Genomic DNA, 16,214 nt, shown 5'->3' with positions numbered 1-16,214 from the left:
ATTTTTTGTGCCTCTAGCCCTTATTGGATAAGGGGTAGCAGCTATATAAGATGTAGTGTTTCGTTTGCCGCACAGAACTTTCGTTGCCAAAGCTTGTCGACACGCCTCACCCATGCAGACCCCAGCTGATCCCCCCAAAACGTTTGCCAACACCTGCCACGCCATGCGGGCGGGGAGGCGTGTGATGAAAGTCAGGCGCCCATGATCGCGTTGTTGCAGCGGGTGCGCTCCGCCCGCGTTGAAGTGGCCGGTCAGGTGATTGGCGCGATTGACGCTGGCCTGGTGGTGCTGTTGTGCGCCGAGCCCGACGAAAACGCCGCCGTGTGTGACCGGATGCTGGCCAAGATCCTCAAGTTACGCATCTTCAGCGATGCCGCTGGCAAGATGAACCACAGCCTGCAGGACATGGACGGTCAGGGGCATGCCGGGGGCCTGTTGCTGGTGAGCCAGTTCACGCTGGCCGCCGACACCTCGGGCGGCAACCGGCCAGGATTCAGCGCTGCCGCGTCTCCCGATGAGGGCCGGCGCTGGTTTGAGCATGTGGTGGCGCAGGCACGCCGTTTGCACCCGGTGGTGCAGACTGGTGAGTTTGGCGCCGACATGCAGGTCCATCTGGTGAACGACGGGCCTGTCACGATTCCGCTGCGCATGACGGCGTGAGCTGCCCTGGCACCGGATAATCCCAACATGTCCTTCGCTTTTGAACGTCCCTCGCTGCTGCGTCGCTTGGCCCCCTGGGTAGCCGGTTTTGACGGTCTGTTGGCTTTTGGGGTGATCTTGCTGGCCTGCGCAGGGCTGCTCACCATGTACTCCTCGGGTTATGACCACGGCACCCGTTTCATGGATCACGGGCGAAACATGCTGATTGCTGGTGCCATTTTGTTTGTGGTGGCTCAGATACCGCCGCAGCGTTTGATGAGTCTGGCGGTGCCGCTCTACGTGGTGGGGGTGTCCCTGCTGCTTGCCGTGGCCGTGATGGGGATCACCAAAAAAGGCGCCACACGCTGGCTCAATATCGGGGTGATCATCCAGCCCAGTGAAATCCTCAAGATCGCCATGCCTTTGATGCTGGCCTGGTGGTTCCAGCGAAGAGAAGGCCAGTTGCGCCCGCTGGACTTTCTGGTGGCCGGCCTGTTGCTGGCGCTGCCAGTGGGGTTGATCATGAAGCAGCCGGATCTGGGCACCTCTCTGCTGGTGCTGGCGGCGGGTTTGTCGGTGATCTTTTTTGCCGGGCTGAGCTGGAAGCTGGTGGCGCCGCCTTTGTTGCTGGGCCTGGTTGGTATCACTTTGCTGGTGGTGTTTGAGCCCCAGTTGTGCGCTGATGGGGTGCGCTGGGTGGTGCTGCGTGAGTACCAACAGCAGCGCATCTGCACCTTGCTGGATCCGACGCGTGACCCGCTGGGCAAGGGTTTTCACATCATTCAGGGCATGATCGCCATCGGCTCGGGTGGGGTGTGGGGCAAAGGTTTCATGCAAGGCACGCAGACCCACCTGGAGTTCATTCCCGAGCGCACCACCGACTTCATCTTTGCCGCGTTCTCCGAAGAGTTTGGCCTCGTCGGCAACCTGCTGCTGATTGCCGCGTTCATTTTCCTGGTGCTGCGTGCATTGGCGATTGCCTTGGAGGCGCCCACGGTATTCACCCGGCTGCTCGCAGGGGCGATGGCCATGATTTTTTTCTGCTACGCCTTTGTCAACATGGGCATGGTCAGTGGCATCTTGCCGGTGGTGGGGGTGCCGCTGCCGTTCATCAGCTACGGCGGCACCGCGATGGTGACGCTTGGGCTGGGGCTGGGCATTTTGATGTCGATTGCCAAGTCGCACCGGCTGGTGCAGTCCTGAGCGATGCCGCAAGGGTCTTGGGGTTGCGCCGCAGCGCCATCCGCTGCCAATGACCCCAAGCCCTAGAATCGCCCGCATGATTTCACGTGAACCTACCATTGCACGCCTGGGCGTTGCCAAGTCTTTGTTGTTGACCCCGTTTGGGCTGGATGAAACCCATTTGAGCCGGGCCCTGGCGGCCATCAAGGCGCATCAGGTCGACGAAGCCGACCTGTATTTCCAGTACACCCGCAGCGAGGGCTGGAGCCTGGAAGAAGGCATCGTCAAGACCGGCTCGTTCTCCATCGATCAGGGTGTGGGTGTGCGCGCCGTCAGTGGCGAAAAAACTGCCTTTGCCTACTCGGACGATATTTCTGAAGCCTCGCTCATGGATGCCGCCAACACGGTACGCACGATTTCAGCTGCAGCCCTTGGTAGAAAAGCGCGAGTAGCTTCCAAAAAAATAGCGTCTTCGCGTTCACTGTACGGCGGCCAAGACCCGATCATCAGCCTGGACAGCGCCGCCAAGGTGGCCCTGCTGGAAAAGGTGGAGAAGCTCGCCCGTGCCAAGGACCCGCGCGTGGCGCAGGTCATGGCAGGTCTGGCAGCCGAGCACGATGTGGTGTTGCTGGCGCGTGCCGACGGCACCCTGGCCGCCGATGTGCGCCCGCTGGTGCGCCTGAGTGTGACGGTGATTGCCGAGCAAAAAGGCCGTCGCGAGGTCGGCTCGGCCGGTGGTGGCGGCCGTTTTGGTTTTGCCTATTTTGACGACGCTTTGATCGAAAAATACGTGGACGAGGCGGTCAGCGCCGCGTTGACCAATCTGGAAGCGCGCCCGGCGCCGGCAGGTGAAATGACCGTGGTGCTAGGCCCGGGCTGGCCCGGCATCCTGCTGCATGAGGCGATTGGCCATGGCCTGGAAGGTGACTTCAACCGTAAAGGCTCCAGCGCGTTCAGCGGCCGGATCGGCCAGCGCGTGGCCGCCAAAGGTGTGACCGTGCTCGACGACGGTACCCTGGCAGACCGCCGCGGCAGCCTCAATGTGGACGACGAAGGCAATGCCAGTGCGTGTAATGTGCTGATTGAAGACGGCATCCTCAAAGGCTACATCCAGGACGCGATGAACGCGCGCCTGATGGGTGTCGCACCCACCGGCAATGGCCGTCGCGAGAGTTACGCCCATGTGCCGCTGCCGCGCATGACCAATACCTACATGCTTGGTGGTGACAAAGCGCCTGAGGAAATTGTCGCGAGCATCAAAAAGGGCTTGTACGCCACCAACTTTGGCGGTGGCCAGGTGGACATCACCTCGGGCAAGTTCGTCTTTTCGGCCAGCCAGGCCTACTGGGTGGAAAACGGCAAGATCCAGTACCCGGTCAAGGGCGCCACCCTGGTCGGCAGTGGGCCGGAATGCCTCAAACGGGTCAGCATGATCGGCAACGACATGAGGCTCGACAGCGGTGTGGGCACCTGCGGCAAAGAAGGCCAGAGTGTGCCGGTGGGTGTCGGGCAGCCGACCTTGCGCATCGACGGTCTGACCGTGGGCGGCACCGCCTGAGGCCTCTGGCGACTGTGCTACAGTCTTCACCATGTTATCCGTGACCTTTTTCTTTAGCTACTTTTGGTTCTCCAGCCCCTTCGGCGGCCGAGAGTCCTGAACGTACCCAGATAAAACGTCCTGATTCCTCCCAACCGCCGGTTCTCCCGGCGGTTTTTTTTTGTGCTTTTGATGTCAACCTTGCAAGGAAATCTTCCATGAATGCCAAAGCCGTTGTTTCTCCCGACCAGGATGCCTGGGCCAGTTCTTTGAACGTGAACACCACCGACAGAACCGGTGAAACCGACAACGAACGCATCAAGGACATCACCGTGTTACCCCCCCCAGAACACCTGATCCGGTTTTTCCCAATCCATGGCACACCGGTTGAAAAGATGATCAGCACCACCCGGCGCAACATCCACCACATCATGGGTGGCAAGGATGACCGGCTGCTGGTGGTGATTGGCCCGTGTTCCATCCACGACCCGGCAGCGGCGCTGGAGTACGCCCGCAAGCTGAAAGTGCAGCGCGACAAATACGCCGACTCGCTCGAAATTGTGATGCGTGTCTATTTTGAGAAACCCCGTACCACCGTGGGCTGGAAGGGCCTGATCAACGACCCGTACCTGGACGAGAGTTTCCGCATTGACGAAGGCCTGCGCATCGCACGCCAGCTGCTGATCGACATCAACCGCCTGGGTCTACCTGCTGCCAGCGAGTTCCTCGATGTGATCTCGCCACAGTACCTGGGCGATCTGATCTCCTGGGGCGCGATTGGCGCGCGTACCACCGAGAGCCAGGTGCACCGCGAGCTGGCCTCGGGCCTGTCGGCACCGATTGGTTTCAAGAACGGCACCGACGGCAACATCAAGATTGCCACCGACGCCATCCACGCCGCCGCTGGTGGCCACCACTTTTTGTCGGTGCACAAAAACGGTCAGGTGGCGATTGTCCAGACCAAGGGCAACAAGGACTGCCACGTGATCCTGCGTGGTGGCAAGACGCCCAACTACGACGCTGCCAGTGTGGCCCAGGCCTGTGCCGAGCTGGCCAAGTCCAAGTTGCCACAGACGCTGATGGTGGATTGCAGCCACGCCAACAGCAGCAAACAACACGAGAAACAACTGGAGGTGGCACGGGACATCGCCGCGCAGTTGAGCTCAGGCTCCCGGCAGGTGTTTGGTGTCATGGTGGAAAGCCACCTGAATGCGGGTGCACAGAAATTTACCCCTGGCAAGGACAAGACCGACAAACTGGCTTATGGCCAGAGCATCACCGACGCCTGCCTGGGCTGGGATGATTCCCTGCAAACGCTGGAAGTGTTGTCACAAGCGGTGTTGCAACGCCGAGCACGCTGACCTGACGGTGTGTCGTGCGCTGTGGCGGGTGCGGCACCCGCCCAGCGATAAAAACCACGGTGATTCAGCTGGGGTGCAGCGGGAGTGCCATGCCGAGGTGCATCAAGATCAATGCTATTTTTGGCCTCTGTCCCTTATTTATAAAGGGCATATTGCTATTTATCTTGTAGTGCTTTGAGCAGCTTGGCATGCACGCCCCCAAAGCCGCCATTGCTCATGCACACGATGTGGTCTCCGGCGCGGGCGACACGTGTCACGGCGCTGACCAGCTCGTCGAGTTGGTCACTCACCAGGACCTTGTCACCCATCGGCGCCAGGGCGCCCGCGGCGTCCCAGCCGAGCCCGGCGCTGTGGCAAAACGACAGGTCGGCACTTTCCAGGCTCCAGGGCAGCAGCGCCTTCATGGTGCCGAGTTTCATGGTGTTGGAGCGCGGCTCGAACACCGCCAGGATGCGTTCCCCAGGGCTCAACCTGCTGCGCAGACCATCCAGGGTGGTGCGAATGGCGGTCGGGTGATGCGCAAAGTCGTCATATACCGTCACCTTGCCACCATCGTCTGTCGCTACCGTGCCACGCACTTCCATACGCCGTTTGACATTCTCGAAACTGCCTAGCGCCGCTGCAGCAGCGTCTGGCGCCACGCCCAAATGCTCGGCCGCTGCGATCGCCGCCAGCGCGTTGAGCTGGTTGTGCACACCGGTCAGGCCCCAGCTGACATGACCGACCACCCGGCCCTGGTGCAACACATCAAAGTCATGCGCGGGGCCGGCAGCGGCAAAGTCGCTGACTGCTGCGCCAAAACTGCGCACCTCGCTCCAGCAGCCCTGGTGCAACACCCGGGCCAGGCTTTCCTCCAGCCCGTTGACCACCACCCGACCGCTGCCGTGGGCACCTGCGCCCGGGACGGTGCGCACCAAATGGTGAAACTGGCGCTCAATCGCCGCCAGATTCTCAAAGATGTCGGCATGGTCGAACTCCAGGTTGTTGAGCACTGCGGTGCGCGGGCGGTAGTGCACAAACTTGCTGCGTTTGTCAAAAAACGCGGTGTCGTACTCGTCCGCTTCGATGACAAAGGCCTTGCCCTGGCCAAGCCGGGCCGAGACGCCAAAGTTCAGCGGCACGCCTCCCACCAGAAAACCAGGCATCAAGCCCGCCTGTTCCAAAATCCAGGTGGTCATGGCGGTGGTGGTGGTTTTGCCGTGGGTGCCCGCAATCGCCACCACATGGCGTCCCTGCAAAATGTGTTCACTGAGCCACTGTGGGCCGCTGGTGTAGGGCAGGCCGGCGTCCAGAATGGCTTCCATCAGCGGGAATTTGGGGGTGCCGTCGCCCAGGCGGGCGCGGCTGACCACATTGCCCACCACAAACACGTCAGGATGTAAGCTCAGTTGTTCTGCGCCAAAACCTTCGATGAGCTCGATGCCCAGGGCGCGCAACTGATCGCTCATGGGGGGGTAGACCCCCGCATCACAACCGGTAACCCGGTGACCCGCCTCCCGCGCCAAGGCGGCCAGGCCGCCCATGAATGTGCCGCAAATACCCAGAATATGAATGTGCATCGGTGGATTTTAAAGACCCGCACACAGACACTTGCTCTCCCCACAATCTGGCAGCGTTTTGAATCAGGGCAGAATCCGCCTTCTATGAGTGATGTTCAAAGCGAGATTGCCGCACAAGCGGCGCGTTGGGTCGTGGAGGAGGGGCTGGAATATGGCCCGGCCAAGCGCCGCGCGGTCAAGGCCTTGGGTTTGAATGCCCGTGTGGCCTTGCCAGGCAATGACCTGGTCGAAGAGGCGGTGCGTGACTACATCTCGGTGTTTTGTGCCGACACCCAGCCGCAGGAGTTGTTGGCGTTGCGCCGTTTGGCCCTGGTCTGGATGGGTCGTTTGCAGGAATTCCGTCCCTATCTGGGTGGGGCGGTGTGGCATGGCACGGCCACACGTTTGTCCGACATCTACCTGCAATTGTTTTGTGACGATTGCAAATCTGCCGAAATTGCGCTGATCGACAGACGGGTCAGTTATGTGCCGCGCACGGTGACGGGCTTCAACGGCGACAGTGTGGAGGCCTTGAGTGTTCATGCGTTTTGTGCCGATTTGAACGAAGAAGTGGGTGTGCATTTGATGATTTACGACCGTGACGATGTGCGTGGTGCGTTACTGCCTGACGCCAAAGGGCGGGTGCCGCGTGGTGATCGCCAAGCCTTGCTTCGCTTGCTTGGGGAGGTGGTGACATGACCCCGCAGAAGGCGGCAGGCTGGTCGCGCAGATCTTGGCTGACGGCAGCTGGTGTGGTGTTGACGGCGGGTGGCGCGATGGGTGTGATGCAACGCACGCCCGATGCCAAAGCGGCTTTGACTCCCGCCGAGCGGGCTTTTTGGCAGCAAAAGTTCAACCAGGTGGATGGCTCGCCTCTCCAGATGGCGGGATTCAGGGGTAAACCTCTTGTGCTGAATTTTTGGGCCACCTGGTGTCCGCCGTGTTTGGCGGAGTTGCCATTACTGAATGCCTTTTATGCTGAAAATGTTTCCAAAAGTTGGCAAGTTCTGGGTTTGGCGGTGGATCAGGTTGCGCCCGTGAAGCGTTTTTTGGCCCACAGTCCCTTGGTTTTTCCGGTTGCCATGGCCGGTTTTGAGGGCACAGACCTGAGTCGCTCACTGGGTAATGTGAGTGGCGGGCTGCCATTTACCGTGGTGTTTGGCTCCGCAGGCGATGTGCGGCACCGTAAAATAGGCCAGTTAACCCCCCAGGATCTGGCTGCATGGCGACAGGCCGAGCTGTCGTGAGCATGCCGTTCTGGTTGTAAAATAGTGTGTCTTGGGTTGATTTGACGGCAATTTGCAATGAGTTAGTGGAAATTGAAGCTCTGTCAACCAAATTTCCTTACCGTTCGTTGGAGAAGTCATGGACCTTAGAAAACTCAAAACTTTGATCGACCTGGTGTCAGAATCAAACGTCTCAGAACTCGAAATCACCGAGGCCGAAGGCAAAGTCCGCATTGTCAAAGGCGGCACGATGGTCCCCCAGTATGTTCAAACCGCTGCGCCAACCGCGATGGCACCCGTAGCGGCGCCCTCAGTGTCTATGGAGTCGGCCAGTCCGGCTGCGCCAGCTGAGGTCGCTGAAACAGGTCATGTGACCAAGTCCCCGATGGTAGGCACCTTCTACCGTTCGGCTTCACCTGGTGCCAAGTCCTTTGTGGAAATTGGTGATGCCGTCAAGGAAGGTGACACCTTGTGCATCATTGAGGCGATGAAGATCCTCAATGAAATTGAGGCAGACAAGAGTGGCACGATCAAACGCATCCTCGCTGACAACGGCCAGGCTGTGGAATACGGTCAACCCTTGTTCATCATCGAATGATGCCGGGCGTCACCCATGTTTAAAAAAATTCTGATCGCCAATCGTGGCGAAATCGCCTTGCGGATTCAGCGCGCCTGTCGAGAGATGGGCATCAAGGCGGTCATGGTGTATTCGGAGGCGGATCGCGAAGCCAAGTATGTCAAACTGGCCGAGGAGGCTGTTTGTATCGGGCCAGCGCAATCGGGCCTGAGTTATCTGAACATGCCCGCCATCATTTCTGCCGCCGAGGTGACTGATGCAGAGGCCATCCACCCGGGTTACGGGTTCCTGAGCGAAAACGCCGACTTTGCTGAACGTGTGGAGCGCAGTGGCTTCCAGTTCATCGGGCCTACGCCGGAGTCCATCCGAATCATGGGCGACAAGGTTTCTGCCAAGCAGGCCATGATCAAGGCGGGTGTGCCTTGTGTGCCGGGCTCGGAAGGCGAGTTGCCGGACGATCCGGTGCAGATCAAACGCATGGCCAAAACCATCGGTTATCCGGTGATCATCAAGGCCGCCGGAGGCGGTGGTGGGCGCGGCATGCGGGTGGTGCACACCGAGGCCGCCCTGGTCAACGCGGTGCAGATGACCAAGGCCGAGGCCGGAGCGGCCTTCAATAACGCGGCGGTCTACATGGAGAAATACCTGCAGAACCCGCGTCACATCGAAATCCAGATCATTGCCGACAAGTACAAAAATGCGGTGTACCTGGGTGAGCGCGATTGCTCGATGCAGCGGCGCCACCAAAAAGTGATTGAAGAGGCACCCGCGCCGGGCATCCCGCGCAAGGTCATCGAACGCATTGGTGAACGTTGTGTGGCGGCCTGCAAACGCATTGGTTACCGTGGCGCTGGCACGTTTGAGTTTCTGTACGAGGACGGTGAGTTTTACTTCATCGAGATGAACACCCGTGTTCAGGTGGAGCACCCGGTCACGGAGATGACCACCGGTGTGGACATTGTGCGCACCCAGATCATGGTGGCCGCTGGTGAGAAACTGCCGTTCACCCAGCGCCAGATCCAGATTCGGGGCCATGCCATCGAGTGCCGTTTGAATGCAGAGGATTCCTACAACTTCATGCCGTCACCGGGACGCATCAGCATGTGGCACCCGCCCGGTGGCCCGGGCATCCGGGTCGATTCCCATGTGTACACCAATTATTTTGTGCCACCAAATTACGACTCGATGATTGGCAAGGTGATTGCCCATGGTGACACCCGTGAACAGGCACTGGCACGCATGCGCACGGCACTGGGTGAGACGGTGGTGGAAGGTATCAACACCAACATTGCCTTGCATCGTGAGTTGATGGTGGATGCCAAGTTCATGGAGGGCAGTACCAACATCCACTACCTCGAAGGTTGGTTGGCCGATCACGCCCGCAAATGAAGGTTGTGCATGTTTGAGTTGCGATTGATGTGCCCGGAAGATCGGGTTGAGCTGCTGAGTGACGCACTCGATGCACTTGACGCCCTGAGTGTCAGTGTGGAGGATGCGGACGCGCAGACGGATGCCGAACAGGCCTTGTTTGGTGAGCCCGGCATGCCGCCACCCAAAGACGGTTGGCAGCGGTCACGGGTGTTGGCGTTGTTTCATGAGCAGGCTCAGGCACAAAGCGCCTTGCAACTTTTGCAGGCCCAGGACTTTTTTGTGGGTTGTGAGCTGCTGGGCATCGATCATGTTCCCGAACAAGACTGGGTCCGGTTGACCCAGTCCCAGTTTGCGCCGGTGGAGATCACCCCTGAGTTCTGGATTGTCCCGACCTGGCACGAACCGCCTGCACAGGCGCGGGTGGTGATCCGGCTGGACCCCGGCTTGGCATTTGGCACCGGTACACACCCCACCACCCGGATGTGTCTGCGCTGGATTGCACGCCATGGCAATAGCAGTGCTTTGTCCCGGGTGCTGGATTACGGCTGTGGGTCCGGCATCTTGGCCGTGGGTGCGGCCAAATTCGGTGCCACAGACGTGGATGCGGTCGACATTGACACGGCGGCGGTTGATGCCACGGATTTGAACGCACAGGCCAACCAGGTCAGCTTGCGTGCCGGTCTGCCGGAGATGGTCTCGGACACGTACCAGACGGTGTTAGCCAACATCTTGGCAACACCCTTGAAAGTGCTGGCGCCGCTGTTGTGGTCGCGCGTGGCTGAAGGCGGGCACCTGGTGCTGGCCGGTATTCTGGAACGCCAGGCGGATGAGCTCAAGGCCGCCTATGCGCCTTATTGCGCCCTGCAAGTGGCGGACCAAGAGGATGGCTGGATACTGATGACCGCCGCGCGTTGACAGCCTGGCGCAACGGTCACTATCCTCACCGTTCATGAGCCTTCTGACACGTTGCCCGGCCTGCACCACCTTGTACAAGGTGGTGCCAGATCAGCTGCGAATTTCTCAAGGCTGGGTCAAGTGTGGTCAATGTGGCGAGATTTTTGACGCCACCCAACATCTGATGGAGGCTTCCACCGAGCCCGAGCTTCGGGTAAACGACGCGGCTTCGGCGCCCGTAGACCTGTCGCTAGAAGCACCGGCGCAAGGCGTTTTGGAGCAAGGGGGCGAACAAGACCAGGAGCTGCCCCACGATCTCTCTGAACCTGAACCTGAACCTGAGTCGGAGCCAGAGTCAGGCACCGGTCTGGCCATGGATCAAGCAAGCATGCTTGGCAATCTGGACGCCTCGGCCTCACAAGACGATGGCGCGCTGATGACTGCGCAAGTGGAGGTGTCTTCTGACAGTGTGGTCATGCTTGAGGAAGCAAGCTCAAGCCCGGATGCCGCCGGGCTGGTTCCAGAGGCTCAGACGCCGCCAGATGATTCAATGGTACAGGCCACGGCGGACCCTGTCTTGCCGCCGTCCTTCATGCGTGATGCCGCCCAACCCTCTGTGCGAGCTCGCGCTGGGGCGCGTGCTGTGTGGGCTGGACTGGGTGGTTTGCTGCTGCTGGTGTTGGCTGGTCAATGGGTGTATCAGGACCATGATCGGCTGGCTGCAGCGCGACCTCCTTGGCAACCCGCGCTGGAATCGGTCTGCAAGCTCTTGCATTGTTCGGTGGAGCCATTGGCGCAGATTGAGTCGATGGCCATTGACTCGGCGGCGTTCAGCCAAGGGGCGTCAGACCACTACCGCTTGAGTTTTATCCTCAAAAACACCTCTGACTTGAGGCTGTCCATGCCCAGTGTCGAGTTGACGCTGACCGACGCGCAAGAGCAAGCGGTGGTGCGCCGGGTGTTGTCGCCAGCTGAGCTTGACGCGACTGCCGACCATTTGACCGCCCACGCCGAGTGGCCGGTACGGGTCAACCTGCGTCTCCAAATCGAGACTTCTGCACCAGCAGTGGTGGGTTACCGTTTACTGGCTTTTTACCCCTGATCAACACAAAAAAAGCCTGCAGCCAGAAGGCTGCAGGCTGGGCTGGATCGCGCTCACACCACTCAGGGCTTCTTGCCTGTCGGAAAAGGCCAGGCTGCTTGCGGATTGAGCTTGGTTTTTGAGGCAGCAGCGGGTTTGCTGGCGCTGGCTTTGGTCGCTTTGGCAGCAGGTGCAGCGGCTCTGGCCGGTGCAGCCGCTTTTTTGCTCGGAGCTGGCTTTTTGGCCGTTGCGGGTGGCGCTGCAACGCTTGCCTTTTTGGTTGGCACGGCTTTCTTGGCGGGAGCGACCACTTTGGCGGGGGCCGCAGCTTTTTTGCTGGGCGCTGCCTTTTTGACGGCTGCAGGTGCGACGGCTACTTTTTTGGCTGGAGCGGCTTTCTTGGCCGGAGCGGCTTTGGCGACAGGCGCCACTTTTTTGGCGGGGGTGGCGGCCTTCTTGGCGGCTGCAGCAGGCTTGGGCGCTGCGGCTACTTTCTTGGCCGGTGCAGCGGTTTTGGTCGCTGGTGCGACCTTCTTGCTGGCTACGGCGGCTTTGGCCGGCGCAGCTTTTTTGATTGCCTCAGGTGCCTTGGCCGCGATGGCCTTGGCTGCTGGAGCAGCTTTCTTTACGGGTGCTTTTTTTGCAGTTGCCATCGTCTTCTCCTTGGTCGAGATGCAAAGGACACTTTATGCCAATGATTGGGCATAAAGCGATTCATCTGGCTGGGTAAAGCCCAGCGCCGTGAATAGGTGTGCACAAGCCCATGGTGCGAGAGTCTCGCACGCCTGTGTTGTGAAATCGGGTTGGGTTTTGGCGGTGCTTGCGCCGGTGGGCAAGGCGACAAAGGGTGCCAGAAGACGTGCTGCCACAGGCGACATTGGCAGGTCCAAAAGCGAAAGCAAACTGGCGGGGTGTAAAACTTTTTTGTCCCAGAGCAGCATAGTCATTTCCAATCCGTGAATTATGAGAGCTGACACGGCAAATGGAAAGAAATTCAGGTATCAAACTGTCAGGAAGTTGACATTGTTGCGCATCAGCACAGCTTGACCGGAAGGGTGCTTCAGCCCTGAAGCCCCTGTGGCAAATAACTCGAATGCAGGGCCAGTGTTTTTTGCAGATGTCGCCAGTCAAAGCCGGGGCCGGGGTCGCCTTTGCGTCCCGGTGCAATGTGTTCGTGCCCAGCCAGATGGTGGACGGGGTAATGCTGCAGGATGCTGGCACACACAGCCGCCAGCGTGGCGTATTGTGCGGCTTCAAAACACGCACCTTCCAGCCCTTCGAGTTCGATGCCGATGCTGTCGTTATTGCAGTTGCTGCGCCCTCGGTAACTGGAGAGACCGGCATGCCAAGCGCGGTCATCACAACTGACAAATTGCCAGAGTTCACCATCACGCCGGATAAAAAAATGGGACGACACCGTGAGCCCGCGGATGCTCTCAAAATAAGGGTGTGCCTGCCAGTCCAGCTGGTTGGTGAACAGCTGCTGCACTTCATCACCACCATACTGACCTGGTGGCAGGCTGATGGAGTGCAACACAATCAGATCGATGCAGCTGCCGCTCGGGCGCGGGCCGTAGTTGGGGGAAGGCTGGTGTGCGGCAAAACGGTACCAACCATCGCGCCACAAGCTGTCATCAGGCTGGGTCAGTACGGGCTCAGAGGCTGTCATCCGCGCGCTCGTCGTTGCTTGGTGCGTCTATTTTGAGTCGTGCCATGCGGTAACGTATTTGCCGCAGATTCAGACCCAGTCGCGCTGCTGCTGCGGTGCGATTGAACTGTGTGGCTTGCAGCGCCTGCACCAGCAACGCACGCTCAAGCATGTCCAGTTGGGTTTGCAGGTCATCGGTGCGTTGATCATAGGTGCCCGGCTCAGGCCGGTCCGATGGTGGCAGATCAAACTCGGGGGCATCCAGCGTTGAGTCATTGACGGCGGGTGAAAACTGCATCGGCCGATCCAGCTGCAAGGTCTGACCATCACCCAAGGCGACCGCACGGTACAGCAGGTTCTCCAGCTCCCGCACATTGCCCGGCAAAGGCAGGCTTGAGAGCTCGCGCAGCATTTCGTTGGACAGAACGGGTGTGGGCATGTCCGACTCTTGTGCAATCCGTGTCAGCAAGGCCTGGCACAGGTCGGGCAGGTCCTGCGCACGCTCACGCAGCGGCGCGATCACCAGGTCGATCACATTGAGTCGGAAAAACAGATCCTGCCGGAAGCTCCCGTTCTGAACCTCCTGCGCCAGATGTTTGTGGGTGGCGCTGACAATGCGCACGTCCACCACCTCTTCCTGGTTGGAACCCAGCGGACGAATACGCCGCTCTTGAATCGCACGCAGCAGTTTGGACTGCATCGGCAGTGGCAGGTCACCAATCTCGTCAAGAAACAAGGTGCCGCCACGGGCTGCCTGGAAGAAGCCTTCGCGGTCTTGGGTGGCCCCGGTGTAGGCGCCTTTGCGGGCACCAAAAAATTCGGCCTCCAGCAGGGTCTCGGGGATGGCACCGCAGTTCACCGCGACCCACGGTCCTTTGGCGCGGTGGCTGTTGGCGTGGATGGCATAGGCCACCAGCTCTTTGCCGGTGCCCGACTCACCAGTCACCATCACCGGTGCCATGCTGGTGGCCACTTTCAGGATGCGGGCCTTGATCTGCTGCATGCAGTCCGACTGCCCAATCAGCCGGTCCAGCGCACGCTGGCCCAAGGCCCCGGCTACCGTGCCCGGTGCCGATTTGTTGGTGAGGGCGGGCTCCGCCGTGACAGCGGGCGCCACACTACGCACGGCAGACGCCACCACCGCGCGAAACTGTTTCAGGTCCACCGGTTTGGTCAGGTAATCAAAAGCCCCGGCCTTGAGCGCCTCCACCGCGTTTTGTGCTGAGCCGTAAGCGGTGATGACAATGCTGCGCTCCTCGCGTCCCTGCGTTTTGATGTGGTGCAACAGTGACATGCCCAGCCCGTCGGGCAGGCGCATGTCGGTGATCACCACATCAAAGTGCTGTGTTGCCAGCAGCGCACGCGCCTGTTGCAGGTTGTCGGCGGTGTCCACCCGATGCCCTTCACGCAGCAGCGTCAACTCGTACAACGTGCGCAGGTCGGGCTCGTCATCAACCACCAGAATGTGGGCCGGACTGACAGAGGTGGTCATGGTGTGCTGAAGTTGCTGGGTGCCAGCTTGAAGGTGACACTGAATTCATTGCCGGGGTGGTGCTGGTGGGCCAATTGTCTTTCACTGCGTTCGTAAGAAATGCTTGCGCCATGACTTTCGCACAGCTCGCGGCAAATGTACAACCCCAGGCCGCTGGAGCGGCTCTCGGTTGAAAAAAAGGGTTCAAACAAATGCTGCTCCATCGAGCTGTCCAGCGCAGCACCATCACTCCATACCCGAAGTGTCACCCCGCGTTGCGGCGAACCGGGCTCTGTCAGCCCCACTGTCACCTGCATGCTGGCGGGCTGGTGGCTGGCGTAGCGCAGTCCGTTGTCCAGCAGGTTGATCAGCACGCGACGCAAATGCTCGACGTCAAACCAGACCTTGGGCAGGTCCGTCGGCAGACGCACCACCAACGGGGCCGTCACCGCGTGCTGGCTGCGCCAGTCGCGGCAGATCCGTTCGGTACTCTCGCACAGGTCCAGCGGCTGCGCCGAATCGTCGCCACCTGACGCACCCGCATGGGTCAGGTGCAGCACATCCTGGACGATGTTTTCCAGTCGCAAGGCGTTTTGCCCCACCATCTGTGCCAGGCGCTGCTGCGCTGGGTCGCTCAGGTCCTCGGCCAGCAGCGCGTTGGCTTGGGTGATGGCGGCCAGGGGGTTGCGTATTTCATGCGCCACTGCTGCCGACATCCGGCCCATGCCAGCCAGCTTTTCGGCGCGGATGCGCGCCTGCACCTCGCGCTGGTCTTGCAAAAACACCACACACAGGCCCTTGGCGCGGTCCTGCGAGCTGTCTGTGAGCTGGGTGCGTATCCGCAGTCTGCGTGTGCTGTGCCCGGGTTGGCGTAGGCTGATGTCACCCTGCTGCGGCGCCTGGTTGACAAAACTGGTCTCGATCAGCTGCATCAGCGCCTGCGCGCCCGGATAGCGGCCCAAGTCGAGTTCACTGGTCGGGGCCTGGGTGCCGAGCAGCAGGCGGGCCGCCGGGTTGGCCGAGCGCACTTTGCCATGTTCGTCCACCACCAGCACACCTTCTGTCAGCGATCGGATCACCAGCTCGTTCACCTGGCGCTGTTCCGTCGCGGCCAGTTGGTTGCGCTGCGCCCGCAGCTCGACACTGGCGAGCCGGGTGGCGAGTTGGTTTGCTATAAAAGAAATGGCAAAACAACCAGCACCAGTGAGGGCTGCCTGCAAAAAAATCGTTCCAACATCCCCTGTGTTCTGAATCAACAACCAAAACGCATGGGCAAACAGCAGCAAGGTGATGCAAGCTGCCGTGGCCATGGCCAGCAACATCGAGCCCAGCACGCTGACCATCAACACCGGCAAGGCAAACAAGGGGGCGTAATTGATGGCTCCACCCTGCAACATCTGCAAGGTGGCAAAGGCCAGCACATCCACCCCCACGGTGCGCAGCCATTGTGCGTCCAGCACCGGTTGCAATTGTTGCGGACGGGTGGTCAAGCGCACCGTCAGGGCGGCAGCAAAATAGGCCAGACAAATCCACAGCAGCGTGCTGCCGGACTGCGGCAGCAGCACCAAAACGCCGCCTTGGAAAACCACCAGCACCCCACCCAGGGTGGCCCGAGCGGTCATGAACCCACGCCACAAACGCTCGAATTCCTGCGGGTGGTCTGCGCCTGAATCGGCGGCAGGTGAAACA

The 16,214-nt window shown here is 60.2% G+C and carries 17 protein-coding genes; 10 read left to right on the top strand and 7 right to left on the bottom strand.

What is annotated here, in order from left to right; all coding sequences use genetic code 11:
• Positions 1–201 precede the first annotated feature (201 nt).
• The 3 genes from dtd (at position 202) to tldD (ending at position 3,379) form a co-directional block, all read left to right on the top strand.
• Positions 202–660 carry a D-aminoacyl-tRNA deacylase gene (gene dtd / locus FDG13_RS04385; protein WP_180125586.1) on the top strand — a complete coding sequence of 153 codons (459 nt, stop codon included), beginning with the start codon at positions 202–204 and terminating at the stop codon, positions 658–660.
• 27 nt (positions 661–687) lie between these two features.
• A complete protein-coding gene (gene rodA, locus FDG13_RS04380; protein WP_180125585.1) occupies positions 688–1,842 on the top strand; it encodes a rod shape-determining protein RodA in 1,155 nt (384 codons plus the stop codon).
• A 76-nt stretch (positions 1,843–1,918) separates the two neighbouring features.
• Positions 1,919–3,379 carry a metalloprotease TldD gene (tldD, locus tag FDG13_RS04375; protein ID WP_180125584.1) on the top strand — a complete coding sequence of 487 codons (1,461 nt, stop codon included), beginning with the start codon at positions 1,919–1,921 and terminating at the stop codon, positions 3,377–3,379.
• 34 nt (positions 3,380–3,413) lie between these two features.
• On the opposite strand, the gene FDG13_RS04370 is transcribed toward tldD, so the two are convergent.
• Complete coding sequence (locus tag FDG13_RS04370; RefSeq protein ID WP_180125583.1) at positions 3,414–3,578, bottom strand: hypothetical protein; 165 nt, start codon at positions 3,576–3,578, stop codon at positions 3,414–3,416.
• Here FDG13_RS04370 and FDG13_RS04365 point away from each other — a divergent pair.
• Positions 3,577–4,719 (top strand): 3-deoxy-7-phosphoheptulonate synthase, encoded by a 1,143-nt coding sequence (locus FDG13_RS04365; RefSeq protein ID WP_180125582.1) that lies wholly within the window; start codon positions 3,577–3,579, stop codon positions 4,717–4,719. The two genes, FDG13_RS04370 and FDG13_RS04365, sit on opposite strands and share 2 nt — an antisense overlap.
• A 155-nt stretch (positions 4,720–4,874) precedes the next feature.
• Here the strand turns inward: FDG13_RS04365 and mpl are convergent, their stop codons facing one another.
• On the bottom strand, positions 4,875–6,278 hold the full coding sequence (gene mpl / locus FDG13_RS04360) for a UDP-N-acetylmuramate:L-alanyl-gamma-D-glutamyl-meso-diaminopimelate ligase (RefSeq protein ID WP_180125581.1): 1,404 nt from the start codon (positions 6,276–6,278) through the stop codon (positions 4,875–4,877).
• 84 nt (positions 6,279–6,362) lie between these two features.
• Here mpl and FDG13_RS04355 point away from each other — a divergent pair, with 84 nt between their 5' ends.
• From FDG13_RS04355 to FDG13_RS04330, 6 genes are all read left to right on the top strand, one after another.
• Positions 6,363–6,956, top strand: a complete 594-nt coding sequence (locus FDG13_RS04355; protein ID WP_180125580.1) for a hypothetical protein — start codon at positions 6,363–6,365, stop codon at positions 6,954–6,956.
• An 86-nt stretch (positions 6,957–7,042) separates the two neighbouring features.
• Positions 7,043–7,504 (top strand): TlpA disulfide reductase family protein, encoded by a 462-nt coding sequence (locus tag FDG13_RS04350; RefSeq protein WP_255435088.1) that lies wholly within the window; start codon positions 7,043–7,045, stop codon positions 7,502–7,504.
• Between the two features lie 118 nt (positions 7,505–7,622).
• A complete protein-coding gene (gene accB / locus FDG13_RS04345; RefSeq protein ID WP_180125578.1) occupies positions 7,623–8,081 on the top strand; it encodes an acetyl-CoA carboxylase biotin carboxyl carrier protein in 459 nt (152 codons plus the stop codon).
• A 15-nt stretch (positions 8,082–8,096) separates the two neighbouring features.
• Entirely contained in the window at positions 8,097–9,449 is a 1,353-nt protein-coding gene (gene accC, locus FDG13_RS04340) for an acetyl-CoA carboxylase biotin carboxylase subunit (RefSeq protein ID WP_180125577.1), read from the top strand.
• Between the two features lie 9 nt (positions 9,450–9,458).
• Complete coding sequence (prmA, locus tag FDG13_RS04335) at positions 9,459–10,346, top strand: 50S ribosomal protein L11 methyltransferase (protein ID WP_180125576.1); 888 nt, start codon at positions 9,459–9,461, stop codon at positions 10,344–10,346.
• A gap of 34 nt (positions 10,347–10,380) precedes the next feature.
• On the top strand, positions 10,381–11,427 hold the full coding sequence (locus tag FDG13_RS04330; RefSeq protein WP_180125575.1) for a zinc-ribbon and DUF3426 domain-containing protein: 1,047 nt from the start codon (positions 10,381–10,383) through the stop codon (positions 11,425–11,427).
• Between the two features lie 62 nt (positions 11,428–11,489).
• On the opposite strand, the gene FDG13_RS04325 is transcribed toward FDG13_RS04330, so the two are convergent.
• The 5 genes from FDG13_RS04325 to FDG13_RS04305 form a co-directional block, all read right to left on the bottom strand.
• A complete protein-coding gene (locus FDG13_RS04325) occupies positions 11,490–12,059 on the bottom strand; it encodes a histone (RefSeq protein WP_180125574.1) in 570 nt (189 codons plus the stop codon).
• Between the two features lie 33 nt (positions 12,060–12,092).
• Positions 12,093–12,347: a hypothetical protein gene (locus FDG13_RS04320; protein WP_180125573.1), complete on the bottom strand. Its 255-nt coding sequence runs from the start codon at positions 12,345–12,347 to the stop codon at positions 12,093–12,095.
• A gap of 119 nt (positions 12,348–12,466) precedes the next feature.
• The gene (ampD, locus tag FDG13_RS04315; RefSeq protein WP_180125572.1) at positions 12,467–13,075 is read right to left on the bottom strand and encodes a 1,6-anhydro-N-acetylmuramyl-L-alanine amidase AmpD; all 609 of its coding nucleotides are present in this window, start codon (positions 13,073–13,075) and stop codon (positions 12,467–12,469) included.
• Positions 13,062–14,546 (bottom strand): sigma-54 dependent transcriptional regulator, encoded by a 1,485-nt coding sequence (locus tag FDG13_RS04310; RefSeq protein ID WP_180125571.1) that lies wholly within the window; start codon positions 14,544–14,546, stop codon positions 13,062–13,064. Before FDG13_RS04310 ends, ampD begins: the two co-directional genes overlap by 14 nt.
• Positions 14,543–16,147, bottom strand: a complete 1,605-nt coding sequence (locus tag FDG13_RS04305; RefSeq protein WP_180125570.1) for a PAS domain-containing sensor histidine kinase — start codon at positions 16,145–16,147, stop codon at positions 14,543–14,545. The genes FDG13_RS04310 and FDG13_RS04305 overlap by 4 nt, the downstream gene beginning before the upstream one ends.
• Positions 16,148–16,214 lie beyond the last annotated feature (67 nt).

The sequence above is a fragment of the Rhodoferax sp. BLA1 genome, from assembly GCF_013416775.1.
GTDB lineage: Bacteria > Pseudomonadota > Gammaproteobacteria > Burkholderiales > Burkholderiaceae_C > Rhodoferax.
Note: the sequence above shows the minus strand (reverse complement) of the source record. Positions and strands in the feature narration are given on the sequence as shown.